The organism is Streptococcus urinalis 2285-97 (assembly GCF_000188055.2).
Lineage (GTDB): Bacteria > Bacillota > Bacilli > Lactobacillales > Streptococcaceae > Streptococcus > Streptococcus urinalis.
In genome coordinates, this window is record NZ_AEUZ02000001.1 from 1417211 (window position 1) to 1441706 (window position 24496).

Below are 24496 nucleotides of genomic sequence, written 5' to 3' on the forward strand. Positions count from 1 at the left end.
AACTTATAACGAAAAAAACTTCTCTTGGATTATTCCAAGGGAAGTTTTTTTCGTTTCTGGATAGCAAAAATGACAGCAGAATTTCTACTGTCATTTATGTATTTCCGAAAAAGATATATTTATCAGAATTACATCAAGTTATTTACAATTGTTGTATCATTGATTGTAGGAAATTCTATCCATCCAGCTTTCTGCAGATTACTCAAAAAATCACTGTCTCTTTCAATTAATTGAGCCGGAATACCTATACAAACTAGATGAGTCGGTCTACTGAGTGCCACATATGCAAGTTTAAGAGCTTTTTCCGTTTCCTTCTCCTCATCATTTTTATCTTCCGGTAGTTCTACATAATTATTACTCAAATATTTTTCAAGCAATTGAAGTATAGAGTAGCTAGGTGAGGTATCCGCATACCCATTAGTAAATTTTGAATTCAACATCAGTAAAGTTGCTTTGTGAGTTTCCCCTTTTACCGAATGGATAGTCCCCAATCTTATGTCTTTACCTGCATTATCTACCGACACATTAGTTTGAATTTGTATGTTTTTAGAAAAATTATTTTGCAACTTATCTTTAATCTCATTACATAAGGTATTTTTATTTTGCAATAATCCCTCATCATCTATGAGTTCATCAAGAAGTGCACTCAATCCATCGATTATTTTCTCATCATCTTCATTTCTCAGATTTTTAATAATTTTAAATATCTTTATTCTAAAACCATCTTCTTTCAATCTATCTTCAAAGTTATTTTCAAAATTTCTTGATAATTCTTTTAAGCATATATCCAAAAATAAGTCTAAATCACTCCTGTAATTTAGATCCTTTACAACAACACGTTGGTATCTTTCACCAAAAGTATTTTCCAAGTCCTTGTGCTGTGCTGAGACAATAACTTTAGACTTTGATGAGTTCTTAAAAGTTTCATTTCCTTTTTCTAATCTATCAATCAGTGAACAATATTTATTAATTAAATCATCGCCATTATCATAGACAATAAAATATGGAGGGAAGGAATTATTCTTAGAATCTGATTCCAAATCATCATACTTCTTCACACAAACATTTTTCACTATATTTACAATAGACTCGCCGAATCGCGATGTTTTTGAAATACGCTTCTCCATAGAGTCATCAATTTCCCAAGCTAATTCCGTATCCCCACCCCAAATATTATATATTGCTTGATATGGATCACCAAACTTTTGAATGATTACAGAAGTTTTATCAAATAACGATTGAATTAATTCAAATTGAAATTGACTAGTATCTTGCACTTCGTCCAACAATAAATAATCAAATCTTTTTGAAATTATATTTCTAAACATCTCGTTATGCTGTTCAATATACCATTTTGACAATTCTAGACAACAATTATTTGTAATAATACCTGATTTAAATAAATTCTCCATACTTGTATTAAATGCGTTATTATATTGCTTATTTCGTCCACCCACCTTAGATTCTACTCTCACTGGTTTAGCCTCTTGACTAAAATTCCATTTATCTATTTTTCCAGCTGGATTGGGTAAATACTTCAGAACTGAAACATCTAAGAATTGATAATATCCAACAAACTGCTTATTAAATCTTTCACGAAATATATCATCATCAAGTACTCGCATTTTTTTATCGCCAAGAATTAAATGAAACGCTTTCTTAGCAAAAAATGTATTGAAAAAATCTTGAATAGTTCCAATAAAGTGAGGAGTTTTTATGTCTTCAATCCCGAGTTTTCTTAAACTTGATTTTATTTCATCCACAGCAACATTAGTGTGAGTAAGTACACAAATTCCTTGTCCTGAATCCTTCAATTGTTCAAGTAATATTTTAACACGTGCAGTTAGTACTGTTGTTTTTCCAGTTCCAGGTCCAGCGACAACGTCCATTGTATCGTTGTGTAAAATGACATCCTTTTGTTCCTCGGAAAAATGACATCCAGACGGGAGTAAACTTTTCTCAATTGATGCTATTAATTCATTCATCAGTCCCTCCCTCTTCTTCATTGATTTGAGCAGCATATTTAATCGCCTTCACTAGATATTGAGTGTAGTCATTGGAAAGCACTTCTGTTTTAAGTTGCTCTTTATTCTCACTAGCTAACTTTCCAATTTCAATCGCCAACTTTTGAGCAACAATCGCTTTAGAGACCTTCTTATCGTTTAAAGGTTTAAAGATATCATAAGCTAGTTCGGAACTGATTGTATCATCACTAGTGGTAAGCTGATTATTTATCTCATCAAACTTATTTTGATTAACAGGACTGTAAGGGTTCTTGTATCTTGTTTCATGAATTGATTTCCAGAGTAATTTTACTAACGGACTTCTCGCTAAACTATATTCTAAAGTCCATGCTGGTGCGACAAATGTTTTAGAATTCGCATTATAGTCCTTGTATTTTTGTATAATATTATTCTTTTTTACTCCTATAAGAATATTAATATAATCTTTAGTCAATTCTTTAGCAACTTTTTTATTGAATTCATTTTCATCTAAAGTTTCACTAATCTCGAATTCATCTTTAAGTTTATTTCTTGTAGAGAATATTGTACCGTAGGGACGGTCTTCATCAGTTAAATCAGATTCTAATCCCAATTCGCTTAAAATCTGTTGAAATTCATTTTGACTTTCTATTACGTATACTTCGCCAGTCGTACCTTTATCATTGTAATATTCCAGAGGTCTGACATCTACATCAGTTACAATAGAAACAGGTAATTCAATTCTATCATCTCCTCTTCTTGAAAATAATTTGATGTAGCGTTCAAATGCTGTATTTCCTATATTAACTATAGAAACACCATATTCATGTAACGGATATCCTATTAGCTCAGCAAATGCAGGAAGCAGCAAATTTTCAGCATCACCTTCTACAAATATCAATCCTTTGGCAAAAAATAAATTGCTTTTGGTCGCATCTAAAAACCTTTCCAAAAACTCATAATCTTCTTTTCCTAGCAAAGTTTCTGATTCTGCCATTGAGAATGCTTGATTGTTGTATAGTAAAATTAGGTTCTTAGGATTGATAGAAGAGGCTAAGTTGGTGCTGTGAGTAGTTAGAATAAATTGGGTAGAAGAATTATTCTCCATATGCTTAATCAACCGAATTTGGGCTTGTGTGTGTAAATGAGCTTCTATTTCTTCGATTAATGCAATTCTAGGACCGATATAATCACTATCATCATGCATCAAAAGCAATTCAACTGCAATATATAAAATATTGGAATTGCCTAACCCTAAATTAACACTTTCAGTATCTAAACTTAGTCTCGATAGTATAGAATAAATATTAGCCTCTGAAACATTAAATGCAATCTTACTTTTTTCAAAATCATTTTTATCATAAAAAGTTGCTAATTGATCCATAATTAACTGAACCACATTATGTTCATCCTTAGAGAAAAATTCTTTTACCTCTCCGTTCGCCTTACCCACAATATCCAAAAGTTCTTGTTTTCCACCTTCGCCAATCTGAGGATGGGCAGAAAGAATGTTAGATAATCTAGAATAAGGACCTGGACGTAATTCCCTCTGAGCATCCCTTAATGGTCTCAAATAGATAGCTTTTAAGAGTTGCTTTGCCTCGCTATCTATGATTGTCTCGGAATGGTTGTCCCCACCATATATTTTACGATCAAAATACTCTTTTCCATTAGGGTTTTTCTTTTTAACAACTTTTAATGTAATTTTCAATTGAGGATTATTTCCCTCATCAAATGAAATCCACTCTAAAAATTTAGCAGCTTCTTCATCTGAAAGCCCCTTAAATAATCCAATGATTTTAAACTCCTCATTGAATATCTTTCCATCCATTGTGTAAAAATCTGTATCTACAATTCTATCGTAGTCATCGCTCAAAGTACCTAATAATAATTTGATTCCATCAATAATTGCTGTTTTTCCAGCATCGTTCTCACCAACTATCAAATTCATTCCTCTTTGAAATTTAACAGTCAATCCGGGAGAATCATCAGTTGATTTATATTTTCGAAAATCCCAATATTCTACTTTTTCTAGAAACACTTCACTCACTCCTCCACTTCAAACTTAGGCAGGCTATTAACCAAGTCAACTGTCTGCATTGAAATGTTGATAATCCGTAGCAAGAGATTAAAGATATACTTTTCATCTGTACTGTAGTCATTTGGGTTATCAGTGATGCCAGATTTTTTATCCGTCTTAACTTGGTACTGGTCCATAATCCACTCAATAGCCGAGCGACCATTGACCACATACTCATAAGCTTTCTCAGGAATATTCTTGATAGTGATATCGTTATTATAGACAATCGCAGAGCGATCCCCTTTTTTGATGAATTTCATCTTCGTAACCTTGTAAGAAGGCTGAGCGGATAACTGAATATCCACATCTTCATAGACAGGCACTTCTTCATAGTTGAGGTGCAAGTCCATCAAAGCCTTGCCGACTTCAACATACTTTTCTTTATGCTTAGCTATCGGAATCCGAGCCAAATCTTTCTTCAAATCATTGGCATACTTTTCTTGATAATCACGAGAATTAAGCAGACCATAGACATAGGCAAAGGTGTCATCCAAACTCAGTCCCAACTTGTCCGCAAAAGCCTGATTCATATTATCATGCGATTGGAAAAGTGCTGTTTCATCCACTTCATTATCATAGCGCATGAAACTTTGAGCTTTTTCCAGACTATCCATGTTAGGTATTAAATTTGTTATCAATGGAGAAAAATCACGAGATACACCTCTACCTGTTGTTAAGATAACAAGATTTCCTTCACCAAATTTCTTATACCATTGACCAGGACGTTCTACGACATCATTACCGTAATAGAGATTTTTCTTTGTAAATGGACGATATAATGACTTAATAATCTTATCCTTATTAAATTGGATTTTTTTAGATTTCAAAATTGAATCTTCCAGTTTTACAGACCACTTTATAAAATTATCATCTCGATTCAATAGCGATTTCCGTTCATCAATTTGTACCGAATTTAATCTCTCTAATTCAGAATTATAATTAGAGATTAGCTTATGGCTATTTTGCTCTACATTTTGTTTTGAAAAATTATATACCCAACTATCACGATTAGTTGAAACTCCTATGATATTTTGAATAAACACCGAATCCTGCTCTCCAGCCATGACAGCATACTTCTTGATAATTTGGGTCTCGTTGATTGAGCCAGTCATTGTTATCATCAGGCTGGATGGTCTGCCAGTCAATGGCTGACATATCCCCAAAGTCTTCAATAATACGGAGCTTTTCTTTCTGCGAGAGATAGTCTCCAATGTCATGATAGTGGAGTTCATGACTGTCTGAACCGTCTTTGACAAGGATAGAAATGGCTACTGGTGTTCGACTACCTGAGCCAAAGATTTTCCCACCTTCTCTACGTGATTGTTCCCCAAGGGTACGTTGGTCTCCACGCAGATTAAAAATATAAAGATGGTTAAATTCTTCATAAAGTCCAGCTCGAAGTCCGTCAGCTGAGTTGGTATTGAGGTAGTTTCCGTTCGTCACAAAGCCAATGCCCCCCTGACCCTTGAGACGGTCAGATGCCCAACGGAAAGCTTTTATGTAGCTGTCATATAGTCCTTTTGTCAGTCCTGCATTTGATTTTGCCACATAGGTATCCGCCAAGCGTTTATCTAGTTTAGGATAGGAGATGTTTTGGTTGTTATCATTTTGGCTACCTTGACCGATAGAGTACGGTGGATTACCGATAATGGCTGTTATCGGTTTTTCCTGCTGACGTTTGAGGCGTTGGTCATTTGTCCCAAAGAAAGAGTCATCCAGTGTGTCCTCAGTCTCTGTGGATTCAAAGGTATCTGTCAGGACAATGCCTTCAAAAAGGCTTGTAAGGCTTATCGCCATTGATGTCATCAAAGACTGCCTCGATATTGATGGCAGCGATATAGTAGCTCAGGAGGACGATTTCATTAGCATGAAGTTCCTGCGTGTACTTTCTGACTAGGTCTGTATAGGAGATTTCTCCCTTATCCATGAGGGATTTGAGGTAGTTAAGGGTTCGTGTGATAAAAGTACCTGTCCCTGTGAAGGGGTCTAGGATATGGACATTCTCACTGGCAAGGGTCTTGCCAAAATGCCTTCTCAAGACCACGTCAACCGACCGCACGATAAAGTCTACCACTTCTACTGGTGTAAAGACGATACCTAGCCGTTCTGTGGTTGACTTGAAACCAGTTGCGAAAAACTTGTCGTAAAGCGTGATGATGATTTTCTGTTTGGCTTGGGCGTTGTCGATACCTTCCGCACGCAAACGCACGGAATCATAGAAAGGTTGCAGCTCCTTCTGCTCCTTTTCAAAGCCGTATTGAGACAGTTCTGCAATGATTTGTTCCATAGCAGAGCTGACAGGGTTATTTTTGACAAACCCATAGTCTCCGAAAAGGGCATCAAAGATAGGCAGAGTAATCAAGTGCTGTGCCAACATCTCAATAGCTTGCCTGTCATCAATAGACTCGTTGATATTGTGCTGCAAGCTGTGAAGGAACTTCTCAAAGGCTGACTTGCTGTCAGGGTTCTGCTCAAGGATAATCTCAATCCCTTGAATGTGTCGTCTGGCAATATCTGCCACATCTTTTGACCAGTCTTCAAGGTAGCGTCTGTCTCCGACTTTCTGAACGATTTTACCGTAGATAGCCCCTTCGACAGCCTCCCATTCCAGTTCAAGCTCTGTTTGATAAGGTCGCATAGGTTCTTCGACATCTGTGCCAGTATTTTTGTTGAAATCTGGGTCATCTGGTGCAGTACCTACACCGATGACTTGGATGTTTTTAGGTTTTTTCTTATTGAGTTCTAGTTTATTGATGGTCGCCTCAAAGCGTTCATCGACGGAACGCAGCGCATTTAGCACCTGCCAGACCACATCATAGGACTTGTTATTGTCAAGGATGGTCTCAGCCGTCTCTCCTGCTGGAACAACGATTGGCAAGATGATATAGCCGTACTCTTTCCCTTCAAACTTACGGATAATCCGACCTACCGCTTGGACGATGTCCACCTGTGATTTCCGTGGCGAAAGAAAGACGATGGCATCAAGGTTTGGCACGTCAATCCCTTCAGTCAAGAAACGGACATTGGATAAGATGCGAGCTGAATTTTCAGGGATGTCATCACTGGCCAGCCAGTCCAGTGCTTCGTTCTTTTCAAGAGCATTCATGCCCCCATCAACGTGACGGACATTGACAGAGTAACCATCCTCACTATCTAGGTAGTCATTAACCACACTTTCAAATTGCTCTGATAAGCGTTGGCTGTCTTTGATGGTTCTTGAAAAGGCAATGGCTCGTTTCATCGGTTCACCAGACACCTTATCCGCAAAGCTCTCACGCTTAATCATCCCATTCCAGACACCAATGATGCGACCGACATCATCAATATTGAGACCATTTTCAGGGTCAGACAGGGATTTTTGCATATCCTTTTGAACCACGGTCTCATCCACTGCCAAGACCATGAGCTTGTAGTCTGTCAAAATATCGTGGCTGATGGCATCGCCAAAGCCGAGACGATAAAAGACCTTACCGTAGAGGCTTTCATCATCCATACTTGAAATGACAATGGAGTTCGCTTGTGACTTCTTTTTAGCATCGACACCATAAAGTTTTGGGGTGGCTGTTTGGTAGAGACGTTTGACACCTTTGACATTTAAGTCACTGTGTACCATGGTAAAGGCTGAGTCATCTGAACCAAGTGCTTTTGCCCCAGTTGTTCGGTGAGCCTCATCAGCGATGATGAAGTCAAAAACTGGAAAGCCGTTTTTCTGAGCTTTTCCCAAAACCTCGATAGATTGGTAAGTGCCAAAGACAACCAAGAGTTCCTTTTTAGGATAACTCATCAACTCTTCATAGTTTTCAACGACCTTTTTAGCTGACGTTGTGGCTGGGTAGCCAATGTCACTGGCTTTGATTTGAATGTTGGTTTCCTCTTGATTGACACTACCGCGGCTGGCATTTCTATCACTGGTCACTGCCATAGAGGACATGGTCATGTCAGTGTCGTTATTCCAACCACGCAAGGTTTGGGTCAAGAGTTGAATGCTTGGCACAAGATAGAGAACCACATATTGTTCCTTACCTGCCTCTTTCGCCATCGCCTCTGCGACTTTTAAGCTAGTAAAGGTCTTACCTGTACCAGGTGCCATGATGAGCTGACCACGGTCATGGTCTTTGAAATACTCCAAAGCCTTGGAAATGACTTCCTTTTGATAATAGCGTGGTTGCTTTTTAGCCTTGACGGTAACTTCTTCTGGACGTTCAAAGGAGAATTGTTCCCAGTCAATTCGTGAATTTCTCAAATCTGATAGACCGATACGAACAACGTCACTCCTATCAGCCAAAGCCTGCTCTGCATTTTTCCCCCACTTATCTGTAGAGGCTACAATGATGCCTGAATCGTAGTATTCTTTCCCAAGCTCACCAAGGAAAGAATCGATGTTGGCTTTCTGAATGGCATGATTGTAAAACTTAGCTTGGATAGCCACTAATTCTCCTGTGTGCTTTTCAGCCACAAGGTCAACACCGATATCCGATTTGGGAATGCGGTAGTCATTTGGCACATCAGCTAACATCCAGACATGCTTGAACTCATTTTGATAAGTTGGCTCATGTTGTAAATAAGCACGGACAAGGTATTCAAAGTAGGTTCCCCTGTCACGCTGTGTTTCTGCTAATTCGTTGATTTGATTGACAAGATGTTCAAACGACATAAAAACTCCTCCAAGCCAAGAAGACCCAGAGGTGTTAGTTAAGTACTTACATACTTAACTAAGGGGTACCCTTAGCAGATTATTGTTAGAACTATTATAACCTTTTTGAGCTCAAAAAAATAGCATCCACCGCATAGCGATGCTATTTTGAACCTGCATACCAGTATTTTCTGACTAAGTTATTATTTTTTCAATTTCTATTTGAAAATAGAAATAATGGTCTCGTCCATCTTTGCTATTGTGTTTGTTGAGCTTGAAGTAGTTTTTCTGGCTCATTGCCATTTCTCTGAGGATATCATCCGTTAAGAAAGTCAATGGTACATCCATAGCTGAATAGCGGTAGAAATCTTCCTCAAATTTGAGATAGGAGTCTGAAAAATAGTCAATTTGTAGTTTGTTTTGGTATATTTCTTTTCTACTCAACATCCGTTTCCTCCGTCATACTGATGGATAATATGTCCTCGACTTGAAGCAGCTGATAGCCGTCAGCTGTTTTTACTGTGATTTCTTTAGGACTTAGTTCTGTCACTTGCCCAAGGCAAGTAGCTTTTCGTTTATCCTCTTTGACGATGAAAAGACCTTGTAGCTGACTAGCATAGAGCTGACTGATGAGGACAAGTTTTTCTTCCTTGGTCAAGTCGCTTTTCAAGTCAACCTTTTTCTTATCATCAGACAATGATGCGGTGTGTTCTGATAAGAAAAAGCCCATCCATTTCATCATGCCCCTATCCTGATGTTCTCTTGCTAACTGAAAGGGGAGATAACTTCTATCAATCATTTTAGTCCGTCTAATCCACCAGCTGAATGTCCACCTATCAACTTACTTCTGACAATACTACGTGAGGCTTCTTGTAAAGAATTTGCTTTTTGTATCATGGTAAACCCAAATTGATTTCGGATGGTGTCAATCGCTGTCTGGAGCCTTTCTTCTTTCTCATGGAACAATCACCTCAGACTCCTCTGTTGCTTTCTCAGGCGATACAGGGCTTTCTACTGGTACTCTCACGTCTACCTTTGACTTACCACCAGAGTATCTTGGAAAACTCAAATACGGAGTTCCTAGTGAGAACTCGGTCACAACTCAGGGAAACAATACCTATCCAGCTGGACAATGTACCTGGTATGTTTGCAATCGCCTGATTGAGACAGGCATCTGTACCAACTCAGCTATCTACAATTACAACGGAAATGGTCAAGATTGGTTTGCTAGTCTTGTCTCTCGTGGTTGGAAACAAGTATCAGAGCCTCAAGTTGGCTCTGTCATGTCCGTTCAAGGTGGTTACGGAGGCACCTATGCTGAATATGGTCACGTCGCATTTGTGGAAGCTGTCAATCAAGATGGAACCTTCCTCATCTCAGAATATAATGTCGGTGGCGTTCAAAACAAACCACACTATGCCGTTCTCAGCAACCAAAGCTATTACAGTTTTGCGGTTGCACAATAAGATTTACGAATTTTTACGATTCTTTATAGTTTTTACGATTGTTAAGTGTTGCGTATATACGACAAAAGAGTTACAATTGTAGTATAAACATAACAAAGGAGGAGAGTTCGTATGTCTAATAAAGAAACCGTTCTGAATTATCTCAAACAGAATAACGGTATCATTACATATAAAGACTGTAAAGAGCTTGGGGTTCCAGCTGTCTATCTCTCACGACTTGAAAATGAAGAGAAAATATTCCGAGTGGACAAGGGCATCTATCTTTCTACCGATGGTGACTATGACGAGTACTACTTCTTCCAATACAGATTTTCAAGAGCTATTTACTCCTATGTTTCCGCTCTTTATCTTCAGGGGTTCACGGATGAAATCCCTCAATATTTTGAAGTCACCGTACCAAGAGGGTATCGTTTCAATAATCCGCCTCAAAACCTTGCGGTTCATACCGTCCCAAAGGAAATTGTTGACCTTGGTGTTATCTCTGTAAAGACACCCTGGGGACAGACCGTTAAGACCTACGACTTTGAGCGTATCATCTGTGACTTTATTCAAAATCGTAAAAAAATTGATAATGAACTTTTCGTCAAAACTCTTAAGGCTTATGTCAACTATCCAAATAAAAACCTGACAAACCTTTACCAATACGCTGAAAAAATGAAAATTATCAATCAAATAAAACAAACACTTGAGGTGCTAATGTGAACAAAGCAAAATTAACGGCACTCTGCCATAAAGTTTCAAAAGAAACAGGATTAACGTTTAATTCTGTGATGACCTACTACTTCCTGGAAATTATTCTGAAAAAATTGAGCCAAAGCGCTTATGCTCAAAATTACATTTTCAAAGGAGGTTTTCTGCTCTCAAATGTCGTCGGGGTTGCTTCCCGTAGTACCGTTGACATTGACTTTCTCTTTAGTAAAATGAATCTATCAGAAGAGACCGTGCACCAGCAATTGGAGGATATCCTTGGAAAATCTGATGAAGATATTTCTTTCACTATTCAGTCGGTCACAGCAATTAAGGAAAGTGATGATTACGGAGGTTATCGTGCAAGTATCCTTTGCCAGCTTGAGAACATCAGACAGGTCATCCACCTAGATATTGCGACTGGGGACATTGTCACTCCGCAGCCCATCACTTACGACTACAAGCCAATCTTCACATCAGAACAGTTTCCTATCATTGCCTACACGATTGAGACTATCTTAGCAGAGAAACTACAAACTATTTATTCTCGCAGCTTCTTGAATAGTCGAAGCAAAGACTTCTATGACGTCTATATCTTGTCAAAATTGAAGATATCAGATATTGATTCGCAACAACTTCTCACTGCTTGTCAGCGTACCTTCGATTATCGAGGTACTGAATTAGACTTCGATAAATTCATCAATCTGCTAGAAACATTCAAAACAGATTCAACCCAAAACCATCAGTGGGAAAACTACTCTAAAAAGTATAGTTACACTAAAGGTATTACATTTAACGATGTTCTGACAGAGATGACTGATTTGCTTGTAACTATCAAAAATCTCTAAGAAGAGTCATGGCAATCAAATATAAATTAGTTACTATTGATTATGAAGAACAGTTAAGATTACTTTATGGATTACTAGTTATACTATAACCATCCTAAATAACTTTTCTTTTTCATAATCTCCTTGGAAGCAAGCTCAGAAATGGGCTTGTTTTCGTTTTATCAAAAATAACGGAGGAAAACACATGAAAAAAGAAATTCCATTCTGGGAAAAATCAAACCTAACTGTTGAGGAAGCTGCCTCATATTTCAGTATCGGAGTCAATAAACTTCGTGAAATCAGCAATGAAGATGATTGCGATTTCGTCCTCTGGTGCGGCAGCAAACGACTAATCAAACGAGCAAAATTTGAGAAATTCCTAGAAAACCAATATTCAATTTAATAATCACTCAGAGGGCATAGGCTAATCAAATAGCTTATGCCCTCTTTTTTTATGGAGGAAATCTATGATAAACAAAAAACGGAAAGACAATAAAAATCGCATCCTCAAAGACGGAGAATATCAACGTCCAAATGGTAGTTACGAATACCGCTGGCGTGATAAGCGAAGAAAGATGAATAGTATCTATGCCAAGTCATTAGTTGAGCTACGAGAAAAAGAAAAGCAAATTATAAAAGATTCTCTCAACGGATTAAACGTTACCAAAAAAGTTTCTGTAGATGACTTATACCAAAAGTGGAAACTCTTGAAACGAGGTCTCAAGGATAATACCTTCAAAAACTATCAGTACCTATACGAATATTTCGTGTCTGGTCAATTAGGAAATGTCATCATTACAAACCTCAAGAAAAGTGAGGTTCGCTCCTTTTACAATTACTTAGCCGAAGAACGACACGTCAAGGTAAGTACCATTGATAGCATCCATACCGTACTCCATCAAGTTCTTCAAGTTGCTGTCGATGATGAGTATATTTTCAACAATCCCTCAGACAATGCTTTGAAGGAGCTAAAGCAGTCTCGTACTTCTGGGAAAAAAGGACACAGAGCTTTGACACTCAAGGAACAGCAGCTCTTTGAAAATTTTTTAGAGAATACGAGCCGTTATAAAGGTTGGTACCCAGTATTTATTACGATGTTATGGACTGGACTTCGAGTCGGTGAAGTAACAGGCTTACGTTGGGAAGACATTGATTTTGAAAGCAATACTATTAGTGTCAACCATACACTTGTTTATTATGATACAAGAACGAATCGTGGTGTCACTTTTACAATCAACACTCCAAAGACAAAGGCAGGGGAGCGTACTGTCCCACTACTACCAAGAGTTAAGGAGGCGCTGATTTTAGAAAAGAAACGTCAAGAAGAGCTTGAAATCGTCTGCAAGAGTAAGATTGACGGCTATACCAATTTTATCTTTCTCAATCGTTTTGGTAATGTCTTCCATCAAGGAACACTCAATAAAGCACTGAAACGAATTATTCGTGATTGCAATTTTGCTGTCCTTGATGGTAAAATACAAAGTGAGGTAGCACTTCCGAATTTCAGCAACCACTCTCTCCGTCATACCTTCACTACCCGTATGGTAGAAGCTGGAACTAATATGAAGGCGATGCAAGAAATTCTTGGACACTCTGATATTTCAACCACTATGAATATCTACGCCGAAGCTACAAAAGAACTCAAAGAAAAAGAGATGGAAAAGTTCGGAGAAAACCTTCAAAATAGCCTATCAAACCTTGAAGAAACTTACCAATAACTTACCACTGATTTACCACTGATTTACCAATTTTGTACAAAGTTAGGGAAAAATATAAAACCTAGCTAAGTTTCTAAACCTTGGTATAATGGGCTTTAGAGACTTGCGTGAAATAACGTAGAACCAGGTTTCTTTTTCCTACAATGAAATAACACTAAAAAAACTTCTGAAAATTATTCAGAAGTTTTTTTACTACCCAAATTGATTAACAATAAAATGAAATAATGCTTGATCAGCTTTATTTTTTTTTGCAGAGTCAGTTCTGGATGCCATTGAACGCCTAATATGGGCAAATCTTTCCCTTCTACTGCTTCAATAATACCGTATTCGCTATCTCTACTGATCCATTCTAATTCTGGTGCTAATGAATCAATTGCCTGTCTATGAAATGAATTAACACGCGTTTTATGGCCATAAAAAGAAGCTAATATAGAATCTTTCTTAATCGAAATATCGTGACACGCAACGTCGTTAGCTTCTCGTTGCCAATGACCTTTTACCTCTTGTTTTATCGTTCCTCCTAAGGTAACATTAATAATTTGTAGACCACGACAAATTCCAAAAATAGTTTTTTTTTGTTTGATTGCTTCTTTGATCAATGCTATTTCAAATTGATCTCTATTTTCGTGGTAATCACTACTGATAATTTCTTTAGCTTTACCATAATAGCGAAGTTCTACATTTTGTCCACCTGTAATCAATAATTTATCAATACGTGAAACATAATCTCTTACTAACGATTGATCCGAAATGGGTAAAACAAATGGTAATCCTCCAGCGTCAATAATAACATCACTAAAAATTTTTGAAGCAAACGTGCGTTTGACACGTGACTCTAAAAAAGTAAGATCATTTTGTTGAGATTCATTTTCTGTAATTCCAATAACTTGTTTCATAGCCTTCATTCCTTTTTTATATTTTACAATCAGTCTAGGCATTTGTGAAATAGTTATTTATTATTACAATGATAAGGAAAAACTAATATGATGTTAGATACCATCTCCCGAAGTTGGATTATAAATCCCTTCAGATTCACGCTTTTCACCAAACAAATCTGCTAAAGTAAATCGTACATATTTAATACATAACCGATTACGATAAGCATATACTAAGTGTAAGTCTCCATTTTGAGATTGGTAAAGTGTTGGGTATTCATATTGTTTATTATTCGTACGGTTTTCCGCACCGATAAAATTTTCTGCCTGCTCAAAAACGCGTCCGATTGGCCAAGTTTTTCCAAAATCTTCGGTAATTGATACAGCAACCGGATTACGTAGTCCAGGCCAAGCAACTTTTCCGAATTCTGGATTTTCAATAGCATTATCATTGTAAGCTAAGGCAATTTCACCTGTTTGCAATTTGATAGCAGAGATACTTGCATTGTTATTTGATAAGACAGTTTTTTCCGGTACAGACCAAGAATCACCATAGTCAAATGACTCTGAAATATAAACATTGTCTGCAAAACGGCTACGCATAAAGGCAACGAGGTGACCAGGCTCTACCTCAATCAAGTTAGCATGCACACGTCCAGCTGAATCTGGCATGCGAACAATTTTCCAAGTTTGACCTGTATCATCTGAAACACGGAATTCTGTTGGGTCATTTGTCAATCCTTCTGGAGAATCCTCACAAATCCATGTCGCAAAAATCCAACGTCCATTACTTAGAATCTGAATTGCTTGACGTGAAAACGTACCTTCTTCTGGAAAGAGAACTTCTGGATCGCCCCACGTTACACCTTCATCAGATGATTTTTGAACCATGATAATAGAGGTGAATTGCATGTTATCTTTACCTTCTTGACGACTTAATTGAGACGTATAAATCAACCAAATTTCGCCATCTGGTGAACGGAAGAAAGCTGGGTTTTGTTCAGAACGATTTTCGCCTTTTGAGACAATTTCTGCTTCAGACCACACTTGTGTTTCAGGATCTAATTTTGAAACAGCTATAGAAATATCGCCTGAGCCTTCAAATGATCCAGCAAACCAAGCACATAGTAAGCCTCCATCTTTTGTTTCAATGAGAGTTGTAGCATGAGCAGTTGCTTTCCCCCTGTTGGAATCAATCCAAAATCAATTCCTAAAAAATCATCTCTATAAACAACACCATTTGGTAGAGATTCACGAACGATAGGAAGTTTAACCATTTTAATACCTCACTTATACTTCTAATTTAATAACAGCTTTTGTAAACTGACTTGTTTGATCCATATGAAAAACGGCTTTATGGACATCCCAAGGGAAACAGACGTAGGCCATTCCTCGACTGGCTTTCATAGAATGTAGCGTCTCACCATAATATTTTTCAACATCTTTTTCTTCACTATAAGGAGTAGCTACTGTTACCTCATTATGGTCTGATAAACCTAACCATTCCTCACCTTCTAGAAGAAGTTGAACATCAATATATTTTTTATGTGCTTCAAACTGTGAGTCAGCAACTGCTTTTGTTTGACCTTTTTGGAAGAAGACAAATCCGCCTTCGAAAGGATAGCGAACACCTTCCTCACAAGAACTTTCGAGTTCGTCAACTTTAGAAAGCGCTTTATTAATATTTTTAAGAATAGCTTGGTAGTTAACCAAGCGTTCTATACGGTCAATTATCATATCTTTGACCTTTCTGTTATTTAGAATTTTCTGCTAGTTTTATCGCATAGTCTATGGCATTTTCAAGACTAACTTCGCTAGCTGACCAGTCTCCTGCCACATCAAAGGCTGTTCCATGATCAACTGAAGTCCGAATAATTGGTAGACCTAGTGTAATATTAACCCCCTGTACAGCTTGCCAAGCACCTGCTGCTTGATCATAAACAAAACCAAGTAACTTCAATGGAATATGCCCTTGATCATGATACATTGCAACGACAATATCATACATACCCCCGTTAGCTTTCGAAAAGAGTGTATCCGCTGGAAGTGAACCAAATACATTGATCCCTTCTGCCTTAGCCTCTTCAACAGCTGGATTAATATGTTCAATCTCCTCTGTACCAAAAAGACCATTTTCTCCACAGTGGGGGTTTAAGCCTGCAACTGCAACACGAGGATTTTCAATACCTAAGTTCTTACAAGCTTTATCAGCAATACGGATAACATCTAATACCCTCTCTTTTGTTGCTCGATTACATGCTTCTCGTAAAGAAACGTGTGTAGAGACGTGAACAACTCGGAGATTACCATCAGCTAACATCATCGTATACTTTTCAGTCCCTGTTAAGTCAGCATAAATTTCAGTATGACCAGCATAATGATGTCCCGCTAAATTCATTGATTCTTTATTCAATGGGTTGGTTACAGTGGCATCGATATCTCCAGCCAAAGCCAATTCTATAACTTTCTTTACATATTGGAAAGCAGCATCACCACCTACTTTAGATACTTGACCAATTTGGAAAGTAGCCATATCAACAATTCCTAAATCAATCATATCTATTGTACCGAATTCATAACGTCCTTCAGAAGGGGTTTCGATAACATTAATCGATAAGTTGGTCGCTGAGTGTTTTTCTAAATAGAAACGAACAACTGATTGATCACCCACTAGTAATGGTTTACAACGATCATATAGTTCTTTTTTTGTAAATGATTTAATAGCAATTTCAGGACCAATACCTGCTGGGTCTCCTAATGTGATCCCAATAATTTTTTTGTCATTTTTTATCCTCCTATTTCATCCCTTTTTCATTATTTTCACTCAAAACTTGACGAAGAGCTTCAAGTCCTTCGACAGACAAATGATTAAATGGCGCACGTGCTTTTCCTACAGGATATCCTAATTCTGCAACACCATATTTAACAATAGTATTTGGATTCCCAAATTTGAAGAGATTACGGAAAGATCGAATAGAATCTTGGTAACGACGGGACTCTTCAATGTTCCCTGAAACAAATTGTTCATAGACTTGTGACAATGTGTATGGGTAAACATTTGAACAAGCGGCGATAGCACCAGTACCACCTGCGAGAAGTGTCCACAGAATCAAAGAATCATTACCTGAAAGAACTACGAAATCTTCTGCATCTCTTGTTTGCTCGATGTATTGGAGAATATTATCAAAGTTCCCACTTTAATCTTTGACACCAATAATATTTGGAATGCGACTCAATTTACCAACTGTTGCAGGAGCAATTACGTTACCAGTACGGGCTGGAATGTTGTAAAGAATGATTGGTAATTCTACTGTTTCTGCTACTGTTTTGAAGTGTTCGTACAATTCATCTTGTGAAGCGGCTGCAAATCCTGGTGTAATAATTGACAAAGCGTCCACGCCCAATTCTTTTGCTTTCAAGGAAAAACGAATGGTTTCTTTCGTCCCATTAAGACCCGTTCATGCATAGACAGGAACACGACCTGCTGCTTGTTCTACCGCAACTTGAATAACGGTTAATTTTTCTTCTTCTGAGAGGATATAGCTCTCACCATTTGTTCCGAAGACGAAAATTCCGTGGATACCGCTGTCAATCAATCGATCAACCTGATTACGAAATTCTTCCAGGTTTATTGACTCATCTTCATTCATCGGGGTAATAATTGGGGTAATAATTCCTTTAATTTCAACCATGTTATCTCCTTTTTACAATACTTGTTGATAGATTTGACGAGCATCATCTGCTCTGACTTCACGCATATTATTAACCAAGAGTCGTTGAACTTCCATTCCAGAAGCAACTAATTCTTCTAAGTCAGATTTTGGGACACCAAATTCAGTCAAACTTTTCGGAATTTCTAAAACATCAACAATGCGATCCATTTCTTGAATAATATAAGCTGACTTATCATCTACACTTAGTGTTTTATCTCCATCATGAACAACACGATCATATGCTTCCGCTAGATATTCCTTAATAGCAGGCTCATTAAATTTCATCACTGGCATTAAGAGGATTGCATTTGATACCCCGTGAGCAATATGATATTTACCCCCCAATGGATAAGATAGGGCATGAATAGCAGTTGTTCCTGAAGCAGTAATCGCTACACCCGCATAAAATGCAGCGATGAGCATTTTTTTCTTAGCTTCCATTGCCTCTGGATTAAGGGTAGCTTCAATAATATTATTAAAAATTAAATCAAAAGCCTCTAAAGCAAAGGAATTTGAAAATGGGTTACGTTTTTTAGAGGTAAAACATTCAATTGCATGACACATAGCATCGACACTTGGTGCAGCAGCAATTCGCGCTGGTAGATTTTTTATAAATCTAGCATCTAAAACCACAAAATCTGGGATCATATCAGGATTCACAATTCCAATTTTAAGGTTTTTTTCTGGAACAGAAACTATCGCGTTTGGAGTTGCTTCAGAACCAGTTCCAGCCGTTGTAGGTATCAATAAACTAGAAACTTGTTTTTTCGCTAAAAGTGGATTATCTAATAAATCTTTAACACCGTAATCATCTGTTGATAAGATAGAAGCAAGTTTTGCAGTATCCATAGCTGACCCACCACCTATTGCTACAATAAAATCTGCTTTCTCTGCTTTGAATTGATCGACTACTTCTTGAACTTGATGATAAGTTGGTTCTGCTGGAATATCAGATACGATTTTATAATTAAGCCCTAAATTATTCAAAACTTCTTCAACTAGATTAACTAAACCAGCTTTAATAATACCTTTATCTGTGAAAATTACAATTTTATTGGTTGACTCTGGTATAACATCTTTTATATCTTCAAGTGCATGTTCTCCTGCAAGAACGTTTCTTGGCATTTTCAAACTATAATCTGTTAACATTATTTCACTCCTTTTTGTTCTACAATATTATTTAAATCTATTAAAAGTTCCTTAGATCCAAAACCTCCAGATTTTGTTAAAACGTTCACGATTTTATCTTCAAAAATTATTTGTGAATGAACGACACCTTGACTTATCTCTGAAATCGGTATAAGACTATCTATTTTTAATATGGTCATTACTTGATAAAGTGTATCTCCTCCTGTGAAAAGTATTGTTCTATCAATACCATTTGAAAGTAAAATTTTAGTAAGTTGACCCAACGATTGTCCAATTTTAGTTCTAATTTCCTCTTCAGACAAATTGTTAAGTATTTTATAATTAGATATCTTTTCAATTGTCTCATTTGAAAAGGTGTCAAACATAACTATAGCTGAATTTTTTTTAAGAATATTTAAAAATAATTCAACTTCTTTTTTCCCAATATCAGTTTTCCAATAGTTACTATTTAGTAGCTGCTTATCAGTTAATGAAAGTCTATAATTCCCCTTCTTTTCTGCAAATAATATTTGATCTTTAGTTACTTTGTTAACTGATCCACTCATTACTAATAAAGAATTTGTAGAATATAAATTCAAATCCTCTATCACCTCTTCTAGAAAGAGTTTTTTCTCATAATTTTTTGCAAAACCTGCACAACCTATAACTATTTTAGAAGTCTCGTCTCTAAAGAATAAATTATCTGAAATTATACTAAGTTCTTTTTCTATTTTAGTATTGTAGATATTTATACAACCTTCGATAGGATCCTGATCTGGATTACGAATATTTGATTTTAATTGACTTTTTTCTAATATCTTAGAAATATTTGATTCTAAGACAGGTTCATAAGGATCTTTTGAAAATACACTCTGAGAAACCATCTTATCTTCTATATATAATATTCCTTCATCTACTGTTCGATTTATTTCTGGATAAGCAGGTACCATCGATATTATTGTTTTATCAAAAACATCAGTTAATGCTCTAATTTCACTAGAAATATTTCCTCTTAAAGCAGAATCAATTTTTTTATAAATATTAGTAATATCAATTTTTTTTGTTTTTGCAAAAATTGATTTTAATATATTGTATGACTTTTCTGGAGATAAATGTCTTGTTTCTGTATCAATAACAATAACATCAAATTGTTCTTTTATCTCTTCAAAACTCACATGTTTATTAGTTGTTACTAATACTTTGGCACCTTCTTTAGAAAATTGTACACCTGTATCAAGAGCCCCAGTGAAATCATCAGCAGTAACTAATAATTTTAACATTTCCTTCCTCCTTGATTTTTACATATTCTGTATTAGATAAAACAACAGAGTCTCAAAATCTTTCAAACATAATTAATAATTTAAAAATTTGTGACATCTATTCTCCTTCATTAAATGAACGAAAAAATGAGTTTTCTTCAATAATTACAATATTAATAAATAGGCTCAATTTAGAACTGAATACTTCAATTATTGGATTTGATCCTAAAGCATTCTCATTAATGAATAACTTTAAATGGTTTCAAAATTTTAATCAGCTCGAAAAAGATGTTAAAAAATTAATAATTGAAAGTCCAGGGTACTATATTTCTGAATACTTAGTCACTAAAATTTTAAATGAAGAAATAATTAAATATCAATTACATATTAACTCAGAGGCATCTGAAAATACTATAAAAAATTATAATTCAAAAAAAACACTATTTGATTATAATCAAGATATTATCAAAACGGTTTTAGCTGAAAATGATGGGAATCAAACAAAAACTGCAAAACAACTTGGAATAAGTCGTACAACACTCTGGAGATATCTAAACACATAAAAAAACCTATTTTTAATAGGTTTTTTAGAGTGGAAATATTAATACTGAACCAACTGTTAGAAAGATCAATCTAATAAGATACATTGGAAAAGAATAAAGCCAGAATTCAGGAAGTTTATATTTCCCCATACCCAATATCATGGCTGGCATACCATCAACTGGCATATAACCACCATTCCACCCTGATATAACTACCGCTACCGCTGCAGCAGTTGGATCCAAATTCAAACTCATTGTAGTGGCGATCGCAATAGGTGCAAAAATAAATACTGATCCCATATTTGAACCTGTAAACGTAGAACAAGTACTAGTCAAAAATGCTAATAAAAATACAAGTAAAAAAAGGTTTATATTGTTACCAATCGAATGAGCAACTACTCTACCTATAAGTGCAGTAAAGCCTGAATTTGCTAAGGCATCTGCTACACCAATAACACCTGCCATCATAAGAATTACCGGCGCTCCCATATTATTTCTCACGGATCTAAAATCCAAAGCACCACCAAATAATAGAACAGCAGCACAGAGTCCAGGGACAATATAAGCAATTTCACCAAGTTGATTCATCATCATACCAATAACACTGATAGCAAACATTGCAATTGTTAATTTTTCTTTAGATGGTGTCATCATTGAAACCGCAACATCTTGATCTTTAAAAGCTTCATCTTCTTCATCATCAAGTATTGGATGATCAGGTAATAATCTATAAGCAACCAAGCTCCAAATTAAGAATCCTAAGGATAAAACCAAATTCACTATAGAATATTTAATAATTGAAATATTACCAGACCACCCACTAGAATGAAGCACTTCAACTGTAAGACCAAAAGTTAAAGCAACATTAATAGGAATTAATGGATGATTTGTTGCAAAACCAAGTGGCATCATTAGCTTTGAGGTAGGTAACTTCTTATTATAGGGTATAGTAGAAACAAGTGATAAAATTAAAACATAATAACCTGTTGCACCAGTACCAGCTAAACTTGCACCTAACATTACAACAATTAGTAAAAGCACATATGATTTATATCCTCCCTTTTCAACTAAATTTATCATAGTTGTTTGTACCCTGGATATAAAGCTTGTTTTCATTAGTGCTGCCATCACCACCATAAAACCTGCGACCATAACAACACTAGGATTAATAAAACCTGCAAATGCTTCCTTAACAGTAGATAATCCAGTTAAAACCAAAATTAGACACGCAAATATTGGAGGTGCTCTAAAGGCAAATTTATCTGACATAATCATTACAATCATTAGAATTAGAATACCTAATGCTAAATACATATTTAGAGTCATTTATATACCCTCATTTCTTATTATTTTTTTCATCTACATGTTAGCACAGTATGAAAGCGCATTCTATATCTAACTATTATCAACTTGTTACATTTTTAAACAAAATAAAAAAATAAATGCAAATAATAAGAATCTCAATTTATTGTTACATTTTTGGACAATAAAATCCTCTCTAAAATAGAGAGGATTGAAAATCTATAAAATTAAAAGAAAATTTGAAGCTTTAAAAAAATCATAATGACTAACAAGTTCCCTTATTTTTCATTTAGCTTGCAGAGTTTAAGGCTTTCTTGCCATAATTCCTTAGCATTTTCTAAATGATAAGATAAAGGTGAGGACTGAGCAATCACAGTTCCTCGGTCATAATAGTAGGCTACATCTGATTCAAATTGTGGTTCTGTTATTAGCGACGCTGCCGCAGAAGAAGATTTACTCAAGGTACCATATCGATCTAGCATGTTTATCTTTACAAAGTCAGCTCTTTCCTGTGTCATCTTACCACCTGCTAAATTGGTTTCAGACATAAATCCTGGATTTAAAGCCGCAACTGTTATGTTTCTTGAATCACTCTTTAAATAACGTGATAGTTCGTAAGTAAAATACAATTGACATAATTTTGAATAGTAATATCTATATGGTGTTTTAGTATCCTCTGGATAAGCTAATTGTGATACCCCATTCCAAACTAATTCCTCTTTTGGTGGTTGATGCATATCACTAGGAATATTTAATATCCTAGACTTTTCTGCCATTTAAGGTAAGAGCAATAACGTTAATAGAAAATGGCCTAAGTAATTACTTTGAAAGACAATGTCGTAACCATCTGCTGAAAGGCCTGAATGTTGTGCCGAAAGACCTGCATTATTATCAAGACCATGAAACGTTAAGCTATCTAAATCCTCTACAAAAGCATGAATGGATTTAAAAGAAGCCAAATCAAGTTGTTTTAAAGTAACCTCTCCATTAGAACTATCTTGTCTTATTTTTTCAAGTGCCTCTTGTCCTTTTTCTAAATTGCGGCAAGCTAGTATCACATGGTTTCCCGACTTGACAATTTTTTCAGCAGTTTCAAGTCCTAGTCCAGAATTAGCACCTGTAATAATATAGGTTTTCATAGTCACACTCAATAATTAAGATGCTATCAGTCTATCACTTTTTTCTTTATATTTCCTGAAAAATACCTTTCCAATCATAAATGTCACAATGAAAGACAGACAAATAGTTAGCAAAATAGCTAGTAATTGGACACCAAATGCTTTGGGATAAAAAAGACAAATTCCAATACTTCCAAATAAACCACCTAGACCATTCATAGAAAATGAATCAACAACGTCATCAATGTGAGCAAGTTGGTTCAGTTTAATTGTCAATAGATAAGTTAAAGAAGATGAAACACTAGTAATGATTAGCATTTGAAAGCCATTAGCAAAGCCAACACCAGCTGTACTTGTTACTAAGCCAACAACCATCCCATTTAACAAAGCCGTACAATCTTCTTTTTGATATTTCTGATAAGAAAGAATTCCCCACGAAAAACCACCAGATAATATGGCTATTAAGGTATTAATTAAGACTTGACTTGCTTTTTGATTTAATTGTCCTACAGGTCCAGCATTAAAGCCAAACCAACCAAAAGTTACTAAAATCATTCCAAGAAATAACCATTCATATCTAATTTTATTATGTACATGATGAGTTTTCCCTCTTAAAAATGCCAAAACATAAGTTGACAATCCTGCTGATAAATGAACAACCATACCACCAGAAAAATCTAAGACACCTAATTGACTTAATAAACCTGATTTATTCCAAATCAGATAAGCCAATGGGCAATAAACAAAAATAACCCAAAGTGCAACAATCATTAAGATTTCTTTTGTGGTTACTCTATCAATGACAGCACCAATTAACATAACCACAGCATATAAACAAAAGCATAACTGAAATAAGGCATCTAACATAAATGATAATGATTCTTTACTATCAAATAAAAAGCTAAAATGACCATGAAACGTTAATGAATACATTCCTAACAGCCAAATCAAAGTTGTCAGCAAAATAGATAAGGTAAATTGATAAATGAGTTTAGCTGTTAATTCTACTTTTAGAGCCCCAAAATAAAAAAAAGCAACTCCAAAAATCATTAGCCACATAGCTAATACACAAATAAATAAAAACATCATTCTCTCCTTCTTTACAAATAAATTGAATTCTGTTAGACTTTAATAATGTTAACCAGTTAAGTATTTTAACCTAAGAT

At 35.8% G+C, this 24496-nt stretch carries 18 protein-coding genes and 5 pseudogenes; 6 read left to right on the plus strand and 17 right to left on the minus strand.

The genetic code is table 11. From position 1 onward, the window contains the following. Positions 1-128: 128 nt before the first annotated feature. From STRUR_RS07180 to STRUR_RS11525, 6 genes and pseudogenes are all read right to left on the minus strand, one after another. On the minus strand, positions 129-1985 hold the full coding sequence (locus STRUR_RS07180; protein ID WP_006738957.1) for a UvrD-helicase domain-containing protein: 1857 nt from the start codon (positions 1983-1985) through the stop codon (positions 129-131). Further along, positions 1978-4023, minus strand: a complete 2046-nt coding sequence (locus STRUR_RS07185) for an ATP-dependent nuclease (RefSeq protein ID WP_006738506.1) — start codon at positions 4021-4023, stop codon at positions 1978-1980. The genes STRUR_RS07180 and STRUR_RS07185 overlap by 8 nt, the downstream gene beginning before the upstream one ends. 5 nt (positions 4024-4028) lie before the next feature. Then, a pseudogene (locus tag STRUR_RS11325) lies at positions 4029-8716 on the minus strand (DEAD/DEAH box helicase). Between the two features lie 142 nt (positions 8717-8858). Beyond that, positions 8859-9139: pseudogene (locus tag STRUR_RS07205) on the minus strand (DUF5960 family protein). Further along, complete coding sequence (locus STRUR_RS07210; protein WP_006740608.1) at positions 9132-9494, minus strand: hypothetical protein; 363 nt, start codon at positions 9492-9494, stop codon at positions 9132-9134. The pseudogene STRUR_RS07205 and the gene STRUR_RS07210 overlap by 8 nt, the downstream one beginning before the upstream one ends. After that, on the minus strand, positions 9491-9661 hold the full coding sequence (locus tag STRUR_RS11525; protein WP_006738681.1) for a hypothetical protein: 171 nt from the start codon (positions 9659-9661) through the stop codon (positions 9491-9493). Before STRUR_RS11525 ends, STRUR_RS07210 begins: the two co-directional genes overlap by 4 nt. A gap of 5 nt (positions 9662-9666) precedes the next feature. Between STRUR_RS11525 and STRUR_RS07215 the strand changes: the two are divergent. From STRUR_RS07215 to STRUR_RS07235, 5 genes and pseudogenes are all read left to right on the plus strand, one after another. After that, a pseudogene (locus STRUR_RS07215) lies at positions 9667-10161 on the plus strand (CHAP domain-containing protein); the annotation flags it as partial. Between the two features lie 111 nt (positions 10162-10272). Further along, positions 10273-10863, plus strand: coding sequence for a type IV toxin-antitoxin system AbiEi family antitoxin domain-containing protein (locus STRUR_RS07220; RefSeq protein WP_006740461.1), 591 nt, complete (start codon positions 10273-10275; stop codon positions 10861-10863). Continuing rightward, a complete protein-coding gene (locus tag STRUR_RS07225) occupies positions 10860-11696 on the plus strand; it encodes a nucleotidyl transferase AbiEii/AbiGii toxin family protein (RefSeq protein WP_006738822.1) in 837 nt (278 codons plus the stop codon). The genes STRUR_RS07220 and STRUR_RS07225 overlap by 4 nt, the downstream gene beginning before the upstream one ends. A gap of 184 nt (positions 11697-11880) precedes the next feature. Then, a complete protein-coding gene (locus tag STRUR_RS07230; RefSeq protein WP_006738512.1) occupies positions 11881-12078 on the plus strand; it encodes an excisionase in 198 nt (65 codons plus the stop codon). Positions 12079-12142: 64 nt separating this feature from the next. Further along, the gene (locus STRUR_RS07235) at positions 12143-13393 is read left to right on the plus strand and encodes a site-specific integrase (RefSeq protein WP_006738960.1); all 1251 of its coding nucleotides are present in this window, start codon (positions 12143-12145) and stop codon (positions 13391-13393) included. Between the two features lie 173 nt (positions 13394-13566). Here STRUR_RS07235 and STRUR_RS07240 read toward each other — a convergent pair whose 3' ends face one another. The 7 genes and pseudogenes from STRUR_RS07240 to STRUR_RS07280 form a co-directional block, all read right to left on the minus strand. Next, positions 13567-14289, minus strand: a complete 723-nt coding sequence (locus tag STRUR_RS07240) for a gamma-glutamyl-gamma-aminobutyrate hydrolase family protein (RefSeq protein WP_006738458.1) — start codon at positions 14287-14289, stop codon at positions 13567-13569. 93 nt (positions 14290-14382) lie between these two features. Next, positions 14383-15545, minus strand: a pseudogene (locus tag STRUR_RS07245) (sialidase family protein). A 13-nt stretch (positions 15546-15558) separates the two neighbouring features. Further along, entirely contained in the window at positions 15559-16005 is a 447-nt protein-coding gene (locus tag STRUR_RS07250; protein WP_006740228.1) for a NanQ anomerase/TabA/YiaL family protein, read from the minus strand. Between the two features lie 16 nt (positions 16006-16021). Beyond that, positions 16022-17059 (minus strand): 4-hydroxythreonine-4-phosphate dehydrogenase PdxA, encoded by a 1038-nt coding sequence (gene pdxA / locus STRUR_RS07255; protein WP_081479445.1) that lies wholly within the window; start codon positions 17057-17059, stop codon positions 16022-16024. Between the two features lie 4 nt (positions 17060-17063). Then, a pseudogene (gene dapA, locus STRUR_RS11330) lies at positions 17064-17960 on the minus strand (4-hydroxy-tetrahydrodipicolinate synthase). 12 nt (positions 17961-17972) lie between these two features. Then, the gene (locus STRUR_RS07275; RefSeq protein WP_006739833.1) at positions 17973-19130 is read right to left on the minus strand and encodes an iron-containing alcohol dehydrogenase; all 1158 of its coding nucleotides are present in this window, start codon (positions 19128-19130) and stop codon (positions 17973-17975) included. Continuing rightward, positions 19130-20389, minus strand: coding sequence for a four-carbon acid sugar kinase family protein (locus STRUR_RS07280; protein WP_006740465.1), 1260 nt, complete (start codon positions 20387-20389; stop codon positions 19130-19132). The genes STRUR_RS07275 and STRUR_RS07280 overlap by 1 nt, the downstream gene beginning before the upstream one ends. A 221-nt stretch (positions 20390-20610) precedes the next feature. On the opposite strand from STRUR_RS07280, the gene STRUR_RS11530 reads away from it, so the two are divergent. Further along, positions 20611-20931: a helix-turn-helix domain-containing protein gene (locus STRUR_RS11530; protein WP_006738791.1), complete on the plus strand. Its 321-nt coding sequence runs from the start codon at positions 20611-20613 to the stop codon at positions 20929-20931. A gap of 24 nt (positions 20932-20955) precedes the next feature. On the opposite strand, the gene STRUR_RS07290 is transcribed toward STRUR_RS11530, so the two are convergent. The 4 genes from STRUR_RS07290 to STRUR_RS07305 all read right to left on the minus strand — a co-directional run bounded on the left by STRUR_RS07290 (position 20956) and on the right by STRUR_RS07305 (position 24416). After that, the gene (locus STRUR_RS07290) at positions 20956-22236 is read right to left on the minus strand and encodes an SLC13 family permease (protein WP_006738992.1); all 1281 of its coding nucleotides are present in this window, start codon (positions 22234-22236) and stop codon (positions 20956-20958) included. A gap of 254 nt (positions 22237-22490) precedes the next feature. Beyond that, the gene (locus STRUR_RS07295; RefSeq protein WP_231288868.1) at positions 22491-22949 is read right to left on the minus strand and encodes a Rossmann-fold NAD(P)-binding domain-containing protein; all 459 of its coding nucleotides are present in this window, start codon (positions 22947-22949) and stop codon (positions 22491-22493) included. A gap of 39 nt (positions 22950-22988) precedes the next feature. Next, positions 22989-23351: an SDR family NAD(P)-dependent oxidoreductase gene (locus STRUR_RS07300; RefSeq protein WP_006740206.1), complete on the minus strand. Its 363-nt coding sequence runs from the start codon at positions 23349-23351 to the stop codon at positions 22989-22991. 15 nt (positions 23352-23366) lie between these two features. Continuing rightward, entirely contained in the window at positions 23367-24416 is a 1050-nt protein-coding gene (locus STRUR_RS07305) for an ammonium transporter (protein ID WP_006738578.1), read from the minus strand. Between the last annotated feature and the right edge of the window lie 80 nt (positions 24417-24496).

Bases quoted from the DNA above. Each gene is read 5' to 3' on its own strand.
- STRUR_RS07180 (WP_006738957.1), bottom strand. From the start codon at position 1,985: ATGAATGAATTAATAGCATCAATTGAGAAAAGTTTACTCCCGTCTGGA.
- STRUR_RS07210 (WP_006740608.1), bottom strand. From the start codon at position 9,494: ATGATTGATAGAAGTTATCTCCCCTTTCAGTTAGCAAGAGAACATCAG.
- STRUR_RS07220 (WP_006740461.1), top strand. From the start codon at position 10,273: ATGTCTAATAAAGAAACCGTTCTGAATTATCTCAAACAGAATAACGGT.
- STRUR_RS07230 (WP_006738512.1), top strand. From the start codon at position 11,881: ATGAAAAAAGAAATTCCATTCTGGGAAAAATCAAACCTAACTGTTGAG.
- STRUR_RS07235 (WP_006738960.1), top strand. From the start codon at position 12,143: ATGATAAACAAAAAACGGAAAGACAATAAAAATCGCATCCTCAAAGAC.
- STRUR_RS07240 (WP_006738458.1), bottom strand. From the start codon at position 14,289: ATGAAACAAGTTATTGGAATTACAGAAAATGAATCTCAACAAAATGAT.
- STRUR_RS07250 (WP_006740228.1), bottom strand. From the start codon at position 16,005: ATGATAATTGACCGTATAGAACGCTTGGTTAACTACCAAGCTATTCTT.
- STRUR_RS07275 (WP_006739833.1), bottom strand. From the start codon at position 19,130: ATGTTAACAGATTATAGTTTGAAAATGCCAAGAAACGTTCTTGCAGGA.
- STRUR_RS07280 (WP_006740465.1), bottom strand. From the start codon at position 20,389: ATGTTAAAATTATTAGTTACTGCTGATGATTTCACTGGGGCTCTTGAT.
- STRUR_RS11530 (WP_006738791.1), top strand. From the start codon at position 20,611: ATGAATAACTTTAAATGGTTTCAAAATTTTAATCAGCTCGAAAAAGAT.
- STRUR_RS07290 (WP_006738992.1), bottom strand. From the start codon at position 22,236: ATGACTCTAAATATGTATTTAGCATTAGGTATTCTAATTCTAATGATT.
- STRUR_RS07295 (WP_231288868.1), bottom strand. From the start codon at position 22,949: ATGCATCAACCACCAAAAGAGGAATTAGTTTGGAATGGGGTATCACAA.
- STRUR_RS07300 (WP_006740206.1), bottom strand. From the start codon at position 23,351: ATGAAAACCTATATTATTACAGGTGCTAATTCTGGACTAGGACTTGAA.
- STRUR_RS07305 (WP_006738578.1), bottom strand. From the start codon at position 24,416: ATGTTTTTATTTATTTGTGTATTAGCTATGTGGCTAATGATTTTTGGA.